Annotated in this window: 17 protein-coding genes; 13 read left to right on the top strand and 4 right to left on the bottom strand. The window is 67.7% G+C overall.

The window, feature by feature from the left end:
- The 4 genes from ACWEKS_RS44515 to ACWEKS_RS44500 all read right to left on the bottom strand — a co-directional run.
- Positions 1-67, bottom strand: a 67-nt coding sequence (locus ACWEKS_RS44515) for a mycothiol transferase (RefSeq protein ID WP_452345731.1), incomplete at its 3' end; no start/stop codon positions are given.
- Positions 68-292: 225 nt separating this feature from the next.
- On the bottom strand, positions 293-640 hold the full coding sequence (locus ACWEKS_RS44510) for a hypothetical protein (protein WP_379474974.1): 348 nt from the start codon (positions 638-640) through the stop codon (positions 293-295).
- 323 nt (positions 641-963) lie between these two features.
- Positions 964-1,632, bottom strand: coding sequence for a hypothetical protein (locus tag ACWEKS_RS44505; RefSeq protein WP_452345730.1), 669 nt, complete (start codon positions 1,630-1,632; stop codon positions 964-966).
- A 54-nt stretch (positions 1,633-1,686) separates the two neighbouring features.
- Positions 1,687-2,235, bottom strand: a complete 549-nt coding sequence (locus ACWEKS_RS44500) for a hypothetical protein (protein WP_452345729.1) — start codon at positions 2,233-2,235, stop codon at positions 1,687-1,689.
- 170 nt (positions 2,236-2,405) lie between these two features.
- Here ACWEKS_RS44500 and ACWEKS_RS44495 point away from each other — a divergent pair, with 170 nt between their 5' ends.
- The 13 genes from ACWEKS_RS44495 to ACWEKS_RS44435 all read left to right on the top strand — a co-directional run bounded on the left by ACWEKS_RS44495 (position 2,406) and on the right by ACWEKS_RS44435 (position 10,159).
- Positions 2,406-3,179 (top strand): GntR family transcriptional regulator, encoded by a 774-nt coding sequence (locus tag ACWEKS_RS44495; protein WP_452345728.1) that lies wholly within the window; start codon positions 2,406-2,408, stop codon positions 3,177-3,179.
- Between the two features lie 200 nt (positions 3,180-3,379).
- Positions 3,380-3,775: a hypothetical protein gene (locus ACWEKS_RS44490; RefSeq protein WP_452345727.1), complete on the top strand. Its 396-nt coding sequence runs from the start codon at positions 3,380-3,382 to the stop codon at positions 3,773-3,775.
- A complete protein-coding gene (locus tag ACWEKS_RS44485; protein ID WP_452345726.1) occupies positions 3,772-4,143 on the top strand; it encodes a hypothetical protein in 372 nt (123 codons plus the stop codon). Before ACWEKS_RS44490 ends, ACWEKS_RS44485 begins: the two co-directional genes overlap by 4 nt.
- 7 nt (positions 4,144-4,150) lie before the next feature.
- Entirely contained in the window at positions 4,151-4,483 is a 333-nt protein-coding gene (locus tag ACWEKS_RS44480; protein ID WP_452345725.1) for a hypothetical protein, read from the top strand.
- 76 nt (positions 4,484-4,559) lie between these two features.
- Entirely contained in the window at positions 4,560-4,877 is a 318-nt protein-coding gene (locus tag ACWEKS_RS44475; RefSeq protein WP_452345724.1) for a hypothetical protein, read from the top strand.
- The gene (locus ACWEKS_RS44470) at positions 4,877-5,284 is read left to right on the top strand and encodes a hypothetical protein (protein ID WP_452345723.1); all 408 of its coding nucleotides are present in this window, start codon (positions 4,877-4,879) and stop codon (positions 5,282-5,284) included. The genes ACWEKS_RS44475 and ACWEKS_RS44470 overlap by 1 nt, the downstream gene beginning before the upstream one ends.
- Positions 5,281-5,535: a hypothetical protein gene (locus tag ACWEKS_RS44465; protein WP_452345722.1), complete on the top strand. Its 255-nt coding sequence runs from the start codon at positions 5,281-5,283 to the stop codon at positions 5,533-5,535. The genes ACWEKS_RS44470 and ACWEKS_RS44465 overlap by 4 nt, the downstream gene beginning before the upstream one ends.
- Positions 5,535-5,765, top strand: coding sequence for a hypothetical protein (locus ACWEKS_RS44460; RefSeq protein WP_452345721.1), 231 nt, complete (start codon positions 5,535-5,537; stop codon positions 5,763-5,765). The genes ACWEKS_RS44465 and ACWEKS_RS44460 overlap by 1 nt, the downstream gene beginning before the upstream one ends.
- 32 nt (positions 5,766-5,797) lie before the next feature.
- Positions 5,798-5,968 carry a hypothetical protein gene (locus ACWEKS_RS44455; protein ID WP_452345720.1) on the top strand — a complete coding sequence of 57 codons (171 nt, stop codon included), beginning with the start codon at positions 5,798-5,800 and terminating at the stop codon, positions 5,966-5,968.
- The gene (locus ACWEKS_RS44450; RefSeq protein ID WP_452345719.1) at positions 5,956-6,408 is read left to right on the top strand and encodes a hypothetical protein; all 453 of its coding nucleotides are present in this window, start codon (positions 5,956-5,958) and stop codon (positions 6,406-6,408) included. The genes ACWEKS_RS44455 and ACWEKS_RS44450 overlap by 13 nt, the downstream gene beginning before the upstream one ends.
- A 437-nt stretch (positions 6,409-6,845) precedes the next feature.
- Positions 6,846-7,877 (top strand): hypothetical protein, encoded by a 1,032-nt coding sequence (locus ACWEKS_RS44445; RefSeq protein ID WP_452345718.1) that lies wholly within the window; start codon positions 6,846-6,848, stop codon positions 7,875-7,877.
- A complete protein-coding gene (locus tag ACWEKS_RS44440; RefSeq protein ID WP_452345717.1) occupies positions 7,870-8,076 on the top strand; it encodes a hypothetical protein in 207 nt (68 codons plus the stop codon). The genes ACWEKS_RS44445 and ACWEKS_RS44440 overlap by 8 nt, the downstream gene beginning before the upstream one ends.
- Before the next feature lie 634 nt (positions 8,077-8,710).
- Complete coding sequence (locus tag ACWEKS_RS44435) at positions 8,711-10,159, top strand: hypothetical protein (protein ID WP_452345716.1); 1,449 nt, start codon at positions 8,711-8,713, stop codon at positions 10,157-10,159.
- Positions 10,160-10,161: the final 2 nt, after the last annotated feature.

Raw genomic sequence — 10,161 nt, 5'->3', positions numbered from 1 at the left:
TGCGACCGTCGAGTTGTTCTCGGAGCAAGTCGGCGTGGCCGTTGTGGCGGGCGTACTCCTCGATCATGTGCGTGACCCCAAGTTCTCGTGAGAACTTGGGGCATAATTAATGCATTAATTTTTTATGGAAATAAATAATTATATAAATTGATAAAAATGCGCAGAATATTTTTTTAATCAAATTCGTAAATTATTCTAGAATTTATCAGTCATAAATTTTGTTAAATAGAAAATTGGTGGAAATGCATTTCATTGCATTTCCACCAATTTTGGATCGATACAATATGTTGTTCTACTGTCCATCGATCCGTCGTTTATCAACTGCCATTCTGTTATCCAGAACTTCCTCTACTTTTTCGAGGAATTTCTTAACGAACCATTCGTAAGACATCAGAAGCATTTCAATCTCTTCATCTGTCTTACCTTCTTTTTTAGCTTCTGCGCGGATTTCATCCGGACTATCCGCAAAAGCAATCATATCCAATGCTGCATTCATGCAATGTGACACCTTGAGGTCAATTGGGAATTCGTACTGTTCTTCCCAACCGAGCATATGCCGACTGATATTACGAACTGTCTTACGGCTCAGCATGACATTTGTTTTATGAATGTCCGGCCGAGGATTTTTCTTCTGTTCCATTTCTATTCCATTTCGGTAGTCGGATGCTAGTAGATAGCTTCGTCTCTGAGTATACCGTGCGGTCAGTCCGGGTTGATACTCAGAATCTTTATTCCAAGTAGGCCCGGGGTGCCTGGTTGGTCCTTCGGCTCTCACGAAACCTGTTGTGTTGCAGTGTGTTTCGTTTGTCTCCTGTCTCGAAATGTCGCCGTATTCGACAGGTTGAAATCTTGACATGCTGACTGATTCGACCTGTCATCTCGGCTGTGAAGGTGTGCGGGGGCCCCGGTACGCTCGGCGGCGGTCCCGGTCGGGATTGGGCCGACCGGGATCGCCATTGCTCGCTAGCCGAGGCGGAGCCAGGACAGCTGACGGCTGATGGCCTCGGTGTCCGTGGCGGCGCTGTAGGCCCTGGTCGATGCCGATTCGGCCCGTGTGGCCACCCACCCCATCTGCGAGAGGATCTGGTCGGGCGTGCCGTCGGGGTCGGCGGTGGCGTAGTGCTTGCTGTCGTAGGACCGCTTACCGAGTGCCTTGGACCAATCACCAAGGCGCGCAATGACATTCGCGATGCTGTATTCGGCGGTGGCGATGTGGGCGGCGATGACGTGGGCGTCGGCGGGGTCGGTGAGGGTGCCGTGCGGGCGGCTGGGCAGGACGGTCCCGAGGTAGCCCGCGGCGCTGGCCAGGATCGCCGCGGCGGTGGTCAGCTTGTCGGGGGTGGGCAGGCCGGCCAGGGCCTCGCGCAGGAACGGGGCGGGGTCGGTGGCGTCGAGTTCGACGTAATCGCCACGCCAGCAGTCCATCTGCGCCAGCACGGTGCGGTGGGCGCGCAGGTAGGTGGTGAGGGCGACCTCGGCCGCGCGGACCTGGGCGGCGAATACCGCAGGGGTGCAGTCGTATTCGGGGTCGTGGGTGCACTCGCCACCGGGGTGGGCATCGTGGAGGGCGGCCAGTTGGGCGCGCAGATGGCGGGCCTGCTGGTGTACGCCGTGAGGGTCGGCGGTGGTCATGGTGGGTTTCCTTTCCTTGGGGCCCGGGGCCGCGCCCTGCGGCCCCGGGAGCTTTCAGCGGGCGGTGATGTGCAGGGCGCAGACCTGTGTCCATCCGGCGACGGGGCGCACCTGGACGTGGGCGGCGTCGGCGGGGATGCCGAGGGCGGCGGTCAGCTCGGCGCGGCGGTCTGCCACCTGGCCGGGGTGCACTCCGGCGATGGTGAGAACGGCCCCGCGGCGGGTGGCGCGGATTTCGGTCCACTGGGGGGCCCACAGTCCGGCGGCGCGGAATGCCTGGTTGCGGGCGTTTTCGTCGGCCAGGACGTGGCCCAGGGACCGGAAGGCGGGAGCGAATGAAGCGATGAAGGCAGCGCGGCGGCAGGCGGCGGTGCGGGCCTGCGAGTCGCGGTGTGCGCACAAGATCAGAGCGGCCAGGACGGCGGAGGCGGTGCCGAGGGCGGCCAGGCCCGCGCGGCCGTAGGCGCAGTACACGGTGACGGGAATCAGCCAGCCCAGGCCGAGGACGATCAGCAGGACCGGGCCCGCGACCGCGGAGACCGGGTTGTTTTGGCGCGTGGCGTGCAGTCCGGTTGCGGTGAGGGCCAGGTTCACTGGGCTCATGGTCTGCCCCTCCGTTCGTGTGCGAATCGTGTGCGATCTTCGCACATGTTGATTATGCGTGACGTGCCTCGCACACGCAACCCATGTGTGCGACCAGGGCAACACGGGGTCGCACACGGTGCTACCCTGAGCGCGTACCTAATCCGAGAAGCACAGAAAAGGCCCCGACGATGGCTGAATTCACGCGCCCCGATCCGCTGTGGCTACAGCTGGTGACCCACTACCGGGCCGCGATCAAGTCCGGAGAGATCGAATCGGGGAGCCGACTGCCCCCCGTGCGGGAGATCGCCGCCACGCACGGCATGTCGTTCAACACCGTCGGCCGGGCCATGCAAGCGCTCGCGGCCGAGGGCCTGGTGACGACCAGCAACCAGGGCGTCACGGTATCGTGGTCGGAGAACGGCACGTTTTCCCCGCGCGACCGGCTGGCGCTGCTGCGGCGCAATCCCGAACGGCGCTACCCGAGCGGCGCTGTGGAGGTGCTCGGCGCGGCCCTGGTGCCCGCCCCCGCCGACGTGGCCGAGGCCCTCGGCATCGAGACCGGTGCAACCGTGATCCGGCGCGAGCGCGTGCACCGCACGGACGGGGCACCGACGCAGACATCGGTGTCGTGGATGCCCGGCTATCTGGCCGAGTCGGTGCCGGAATTGCTGTCCACCGATCCGATTCCGGGCGGCGGTGGCACCGCGGGCGCGATCAAGGAGCGCCTGGGCCTGGAGATCGATCCCGACCAGGCCCGCTTGCGCGAATCGGCCCAGCGCGCCGATTCGTATGTTGCCGAGGTGCTCGGGGTCGCTCCCGGGGATCCGATCATCCAGGGCGAGAACATCTGGCCGACCGCCGAGGGTGAGGTGCTCGAATTCGGCCGGTACGCGATTGCCGAGGGCCGTTGGATCACCGAGGGCCCCGAGTGGCGTGAGCCCGCCGGCGGGTCGCCCGAGTAGAGACCAGCCGCGCGGACGCGGCAGGAAACGGCCCCGCACCCTCTCATCACCGAGGGTGCGGGGCCGTTGTCATGTCCGAGGTCCGGGACTTCCAGCGGGCCCCGGACACTTCCGTGTGCGAGCTTGTGCGATCACCGCACATCGCACATAATGGCTTTAGTGCGCACTTCGCACACAATCGCACACGGAAGGTTTTCGCAATGAAAACACCCATTGCCCTCGCCCTTTCCTCACCGCCCGCCCGGACCAGTGCCGGGCGGGCGGTGTGGCCTCTGCCCGCCGATGGCGACGGGCCCGCCGTCCATTTGGTCGCCGAGTGGGCCATCCGCCTGCCCAACGGAAGGTGGTGGCGGTCAGACGCCGATCGGGCCGTCGAGCCGCGCGGCACCGAGCCCACGACCTTTCACACCCGCGCCGAGGCGGTGGCCGAGATCCGGGCCATCCGCAAGACGCTGAGCCAGGTCTACGGGATCGCCCCGGCCACGTTCCGGCCGCTGCTGTCTCAGCGGGCGGTGCGGGCCACCGCCTCGGGGGCCAGCCTCGGCGCGCTGAGCACCTGGCGCGCCACCCCCGCCAAAGCGGCGGTGGCGTCATGACGCGGCCGGGCGTGCTGTTGCGCCGTCGGGCCGCCGCGGTGCGGGCCCGTCAGGCCGAGGCCGACCGCCGCCGTTTCCGGAATCTCGAATCGCTGGTGGACGACATTCTCGACTTGGTTGCGGTCCCGACCGAGGCCCGGGTGCCGCTGGTGCTCGCCTCGGCCGGGCCCGTGCATGACGGGACGTGGACGCCCTCGGCCTGGCGCTGCGGCTACCGCGGCACGTTCACCCCTGATCAGGCCCACCGGGCCATGCAGCAGCACCTCGAATGCCTCACCGAGGCGTGCTCGGCCCGGGCCACCGCCCGGGCGGTGCTGCGGGAATCGGGCCGCATGCGGGCCGATTCGTCGCGCCCGGAGACGTGGTGAGGCGGTCATGACCGATACCGCACCCCAGGCCAACGCACTGGTGGACGTGACCCCGGAAACGTCTGCCCCGCTGTCGGTGCATTTCAGCGCCGATCCGTGGCGGGCCACCGCCGCGCGCCGCCCGAAGTGGCAGAAGATCGCCAACCCCAGCCCAGCCGCGCACTGCCCTGAGTGCGCGGTGCTCCAGCACGAAACCCGAGGGGAGTTCGGGCCGCGTATGCAGCCGCGGGCCCGGCGGACTTTCGCGGGGGATAAGGCCCTGGCCTTGGCCCTGTGCTCCCGGCACGCCCAGGCGTGGCGGGACCGCGACGCCGCCGACGCTCCCGCTCCCCGCCCCTGAAAAAACGACGGCGGGCCTGGACATCATCACCATGCCCAGGCCCGCCCTCCCATCATCCCACGGAGGGAACCCTGCAATGACCAACCTGTCCCCCATCCCCGCCGACGTGGCCACCGCCGCCGAGGCCACGGGCTATCTCGAATCCCACCTGGCCGTGCGCGTCGCCGAGGCCACCCGCACCCTGCTGGCCCTGGTGGCCGCGCTCACCGTGCCCGGCGGCACCACCGAACTCGCGCGCCTGGCACGCGATTTCGACGCCAAGGCATACGAACTGGTGACCAGCGCCGACGAGTACGGGCCCGCCATCGATGGCGAGTACCTCTCCCGCGTGCTGTGCGAGTCGCGTACCACCGCCGTCCTGGTGGCCCTGGCCAGCACCGAGGGGGCGAAGTGATGGCCACTCTCACCACCACCGGCCGGGCCCGCTGGAACCTCGGACGGCGCTCGGCCACCCCGGCCCCGGCCCGCTCCCGGACCGCCCAGGCCCGCCAGGCCGAGGCCCAGGCGCACGCCGCGGCCGAGGCCGAGGCCCTGGCGCTGCTGCTGGGTACCGAGGCCGCCGCCGTGGCCGAGGCCGCGGTACTCGCGGTCGACGCCGCCGGGCGCGGCAACGCCATTCGTATGGTGGCCGCCCTGCTGGCCCTGCGGGATCGCACCGATATCGCCATCGGGGCCCTGACCTCGGCCGCGCGCGAGGGGGCCAGCGTGCCCGCCGAGGACGCCGCCGGCGCTCTGTCGCGCGCGCTCAACACGTCCTTGTTCACCGCGGCCCTGTACGGCGGAATGGAGAACCCCCGATGAACACGCCCACCGTGGATCCGGCCCGGGTGATCGGCTACATGGCCGCCCGCACCGAGGGCGTGGACCTGATCGCCTGGGACGGCAAGGTTCACCCGGATTGGTTGCCCGCCCGCCTCGCGGTGTGGGAGGCCCAGCAGTCCGCCCGCGCCCAGGGCCTCGACCCTCGGGTCTGGGACGTGGTGGTGCTGTCGTCCATCACTCCCGCCCAGGTGCGCGCGATGCGCGATGCGACCCGAAACGGCGGGCAGTGATGAGCAACGTTCGCACCCTCAATCGCGGCGGCGCACAGGTCAACCCCGAGGCCGTTTACTACGTCGTTGCTAAGGCCACCGCGCACTCAATCGTGGTGTGGCAGCTGGAAATCCACGACCACTGGGACGCGGCCGGTCAAGCGCTGGCCGACGCCCGCACGTGGGCCGAGTTCACCGGCGGCACCGCCGCCGACTGGGACATCTACGGCCTGTTCACGGCCACCGCATGACCACCACCGAAAACCCCAGAGAGGCAACAACAATGACCACCACCATCGAAACCCCCGACACCACCACCGAGACCACCACCCCGGCCCGCCGCATCCTCGGCATGGCGGGCTGGGCCCTGGGCCTGACCGCCACCGCCGCCGCGGCCGGTTTCGCCGTGGGCTGGGTCTACGGCTGGGAAGGGGCCCACGAATGGGCACTGTGACCTGGACCAAGGCCGAACGCACACTCTTGCGCGCCTTCACTCCCCAAGTCGGGACCTGCATCGCAGATATCGACTACGGCCTCGAAAGCCTTCGGCTCAGCGAAAGGTCCAGCTACAGCGGAGGATTCCACTCCCAGTGCACCAAGACCGCGATCACGGGCACCTGGCACGAATTCATCCCCGATGACTGGTACCCCAACGGCACGCCCAAGTGCTTCCACAAGGGGCGGTTACTCGCCGAAGCGAAGGTCACCCACGCCCGGTTGCGGCGCTGGTGCGAGGGCCTGCCCGCCGACACCCGCGCCCAGGCCCTCACCTGGTGGGCAACCTATCCCGAGGACAACTCGGATCCGGCCGCGCTGGCGGGGCTGGTGCTGGGCCTGCTGGCCGAGCCCGAACCGGCCGACCTGCTGGAACTGCTGGCCGCCGAGGGTCAGTGAAGCCCAGCCCGCAATAACCACCCGATAACTGCGAAAACCGCCACCCCGGAACAACTTCCGGGGTGGCGGCCTATCCGAGAGAAGCCCCATGTCACACCAGCTGTACGTCTACGCCGTGTGCGCGCGTGTCGCTGGTGTGGAGAACCACCTTGATGTGGTTCGGTGATGGAGTTCGGCACCTGCCGAATGCCAAAAACCCCGACTCCCGAACCGTTTAGCAGACGGTTCATTGCAGGAGCCGGGGCCTGAAACCCGAAGCGGGTGCGCGGACGCGTGCATGACGATACAGGGGACCGCCGACAGGCGGCGACGTAACACCCTCACTCGTTGGCGTGTCGTAACCGCCGCCCCGCTTCCGAACCCGAGGAAGCGCCTGTGAAATCCCGTTTTCGCACTTCACCCGCCCGTGTCGGTCTGGTCGTATCGGCGGTGTCCCGATGAGCCGGGGGCGGACGCGGCAGGTCCGCGATGACGACGACATCGAGATGAGGGAGGGTCGGCCGGAGCCGGTATTGCCGTTCTCAATGCTGGGGGACTGGGTGATGCTGGCCTTGCAGGCCAACAAGGTCCGCCACCCGGCGCTGTCGCTGTACTGGGCGCTGTGCGCCCATCTCAATGCCAACCGGGCCAAGAAGGGCGACCGGAAGGTGTGGCCGACCCAGGACACTCTGGCCGAGATGCTTGGCTACAGCGAGGGCAAGAAGATCAAGCCGTACCTGCGGGAACTGGTGGCCATCAACGCCATCGAGATCATCACCGAGCCTGTACCTGGCGGGGGATACCGCGTGCACAGCTACTACGTCATTCACAAGTCACCGCCGCCGGACTACGACGGGCCGGAGTCGTTGCAGGACTTCTATGACGACCTCAAAGCACGGCAGGAGGCCGCTCGGGCGGCAGCCGAGGCCGCCGCCGCCGAGGATTCGGCCAGTGCTCTCGGGGACGCGGATCAGCCCGCCGAGGACGGTTCCATGGCCCTGACCGGGGTCGATTCCCCGGGGGCCGAAATGAGCCCCCGGCCGGGGGCCGAAATGAGCCCCCGGACCGGGGGCCGAAATGAGCCCCTAAACAAGACGAAGAAACAAGACGAAGGAAACGAGATCGGGGGGGCGGACCGCCTCCCCCCCAAACCCCCGGCGGATTTAACCGCTGGGCGCGTCGATCACTGGGTCACCTCGCAAACCGGTTTTCAAGGTGACCAACAGACCGCGGGCGCGGAGACTGGCGCGGCTGGGTTCGACAGCGAGGCGGACGATTCCCTGATCCCCGCCGATGATTCCCTGATTCCGGAGGATGCCGAAGCGTGGCCGCCGATCGGCGCGACCAGCCACCCCGTCTTGGCCCCCAGCGCGGCCATAGACGGCCTGGAATCACATCGGGGTAGTTCCCGGCGGCCCGCGGCTCGGCCGCCGTTGCGTGAGCTGGTGAGCCGCTACCGGGCCGAGGCTGAGGAGCAGGTCCGTGGGTAGGCGGCGCAAGGTCACTCCCGATCCGGGCCCGGCCCTGTTCGATGCCCCGGGCACCCGCCGGCCACCAGCCCGAGGGTGCGCGCACTGCGGCGGGGACGGCTGGGTGCTCGGGGCCGACGGCGACCCGGTCGAACCGGTGGAGCGATGCCGCTGCACCATGCCCGGCCAGGCCGAACCGCTCGACGCCGACGGCCGGTAGGCCCGGCTCATTCCGCTCCGGAGGGGGGCCGCTGCGAGGCGGCCCCCCTCCGACCTGCGTTTATCCGTAGCGTGCACGGGCCGGTTATCGCCCGGCATCCGTTTCGGGGCCTCTGGTGTGTGCCCTGACCTGCGGTTCTGTGCGCGGCCGCGGGCGGCGCCGGCGGATTTCAGCGAATGCCAGGCGATTTCGGGGCCCTGGTGGCCCTCGGCGGCGGTGGTGGCCCTCGGTAGCAAGCAGGGCGCGCGGTGTCGTGGGAAGTGACCGATCGTGCCAGATTTCCGGCCGGGTTTCCGGCCCGCGAGCGCAGAGTGCAAGAGGTGTATGGAGGGTTGTTGACGTGCGCAACTATTCGGGAGCGTGCGCGGGGTGAGTGCCCCGATTCGGGGTGTTGGTGGGCCGGTTGTCGCGTGGGTTGCTGCCCCCGGTCGCGGGTAGGTTTTCCGGTCTAGATCGTGGTCAGGTGGCAGTGCGGGGGCGCGGCCGACATTGGCGGCTCCCCTCCCTCTCTCGGCGTGGTCGCACACGCCCGCACGCGGATCGTGTGCGGACTTGTGCGAAGTGTGGTTATCGCACACACTGGATCGTGTGCGAAATCCGCACACGAACGCACGCATGAGGAGGTGAGGGCCCGATGGCTCTCGCATCAACGCTCACCGAGTGCGCCGTCGGTGGCGGCCCTGCACTGCTGGCCCTGACCACGGCGACCGCAGCACACAGATACGGGGTGGGTATGTCCTACTGGCGGGCCGAGAGCCCGGAAATCCGGGCCAACGTGCGCCGGGCCGCGCGTATCCGGCGGGAGTGGGCCCGGCAGGCCCAGAATGTGGGCCTGTACCTGGAGGACCGCACGCCGAGCCTGAAAGACCAGTGGAACAACAAGTCCAAGGCGGCTCAGTCCAAGATCTTCATTCCCAAGCTGACCCGCGTCACCGCCGACGAGTACGGCGTCACGCTGTATTTCCGCACCCTGGACACGGTGGGCCTGCCCGAATTCCAGGCCAAGGCCGCCAAGCTGGTGACCGCGTGGCGGGTGCGCGAGGTGCAGGCCAGCGAGACCGAGGCCCCCGAGATCGTGCGTGTGCGCGCCATGGTCACCAACCCGTTGACCAAGAACGTGGACATGGCCGCCCCGGCGGGCCCGGTCCTCGATTGGGGCGCGGTCCCGATGGGCCCGGACATGTGGGCCGACCGCATCACTCTGCCGATCGAGAACGGCGCGGGCATGGTGGTGGCCGGTAACCCCGGTACCGGCAAGACCGCGTGGTGCCTGGGTCTCATCACCACCCTGGCCCCCTCGAACTGCACACAGCTCGCGGTGGCCAACGGCAAGGCCCCCGCGCCCCTGGTCGGCGACTACCGCGGCGTCGCGCCGCGAGTCTCGCACCTGCTCGGCAGTGACACAGAGCAGCTGGTGGAGTTCCTGACCGGCCTACAGACTGAGATGAACCGTCGCTACCTGACCATGTGGAGCGACCTTGGCGTGGATTCGTTCTGGGAATCCGACATCGCGCCATCGATCGAGTGGCCCGTGCTGGTGGCCTTGCTCGACGAGTGCCAGACCTGGATGGAAGACGCGCGGGTTGTGGCCCTGGTGGCCGACATCATGGCCAAATGCCGTGGCGCGGGCATCTTCTTGGTGCTGGCCACCCAGAAACCCACGGACAACAACCTGCCGACCCGCATCCGCGACCTGGCCACCACGTCCCTGTGCTTCCCGGTGCGGACCACCGCGGCGGCGGTCGCGGCACTCGGTGAGGGCATTCGCGAGTTCCCGGAGATGAACCCGCTGTTGAAGATGCGCCCCGAATTCCGGGGCGTGGGCACGATCATTTCCGAGACCAGCTTGGGTTACACCCAGTTCAAGGCCCCGTTCTGCTCCCGGACACTGGCCGCGAAGGTGGCCACGGCTACCGCGCACTACACACGCGATTTCCCCGGCATCACTGTGGGCCGCGAGCACCGCATCACCCCGACCGTGCCCGACACCCCGGCCCAGGCGGTCGAACTGGGCAAGCTGCGCGCGATCGGCCGCGACGGCAAGCCCGGCCAGCCGCGGGCCCGCAAGCGGCCGAGCGCGTAGGG

The organism is Nocardia sp. NPDC004711 (assembly GCF_053601595.1).
The sequence above is the reverse complement of the archived record's forward strand: the minus strand, read 5'-3'. Positions and strand labels throughout refer to the sequence as shown.

Excerpts from the sequence above, each read along its gene's own strand:
- ACWEKS_RS44490 (WP_452345727.1), top strand. The coding sequence starts at position 3,380 with ATGAAAACACCCATTGCCCTCGCCCTTTCCTCACCGCCCGCCCGGACC.
- ACWEKS_RS44495 (WP_452345728.1), top strand. The coding sequence starts at position 2,406 with ATGGCTGAATTCACGCGCCCCGATCCGCTGTGGCTACAGCTGGTGACC.
- ACWEKS_RS44470 (WP_452345723.1), top strand. The coding sequence starts at position 4,877 with ATGGCCACTCTCACCACCACCGGCCGGGCCCGCTGGAACCTCGGACGG.
- ACWEKS_RS44475 (WP_452345724.1), top strand. The coding sequence starts at position 4,560 with ATGACCAACCTGTCCCCCATCCCCGCCGACGTGGCCACCGCCGCCGAG.
- ACWEKS_RS44480 (WP_452345725.1), top strand. The coding sequence starts at position 4,151 with ATGACCGATACCGCACCCCAGGCCAACGCACTGGTGGACGTGACCCCG.
- ACWEKS_RS44450 (WP_452345719.1), top strand. The coding sequence starts at position 5,956 with ATGGGCACTGTGACCTGGACCAAGGCCGAACGCACACTCTTGCGCGCC.
- ACWEKS_RS44500 (WP_452345729.1), bottom strand. The coding sequence starts at position 2,235 with ATGAGCCCAGTGAACCTGGCCCTCACCGCAACCGGACTGCACGCCACG.
- ACWEKS_RS44445 (WP_452345718.1), top strand. The coding sequence starts at position 6,846 with ATGAGCCGGGGGCGGACGCGGCAGGTCCGCGATGACGACGACATCGAG.
- ACWEKS_RS44505 (WP_452345730.1), bottom strand. The coding sequence starts at position 1,632 with ATGACCACCGCCGACCCTCACGGCGTACACCAGCAGGCCCGCCATCTG.
- ACWEKS_RS44485 (WP_452345726.1), top strand. The coding sequence starts at position 3,772 with ATGACGCGGCCGGGCGTGCTGTTGCGCCGTCGGGCCGCCGCGGTGCGG.
- ACWEKS_RS44465 (WP_452345722.1), top strand. The coding sequence starts at position 5,281 with ATGAACACGCCCACCGTGGATCCGGCCCGGGTGATCGGCTACATGGCC.
- ACWEKS_RS44510 (WP_379474974.1), bottom strand. The coding sequence starts at position 640 with ATGGAACAGAAGAAAAATCCTCGGCCGGACATTCATAAAACAAATGTC.
- ACWEKS_RS44435 (WP_452345716.1), top strand. The coding sequence starts at position 8,711 with ATGGCTCTCGCATCAACGCTCACCGAGTGCGCCGTCGGTGGCGGCCCT.
- ACWEKS_RS44455 (WP_452345720.1), top strand. The coding sequence starts at position 5,798 with ATGACCACCACCATCGAAACCCCCGACACCACCACCGAGACCACCACC.
- ACWEKS_RS44460 (WP_452345721.1), top strand. The coding sequence starts at position 5,535 with ATGAGCAACGTTCGCACCCTCAATCGCGGCGGCGCACAGGTCAACCCC.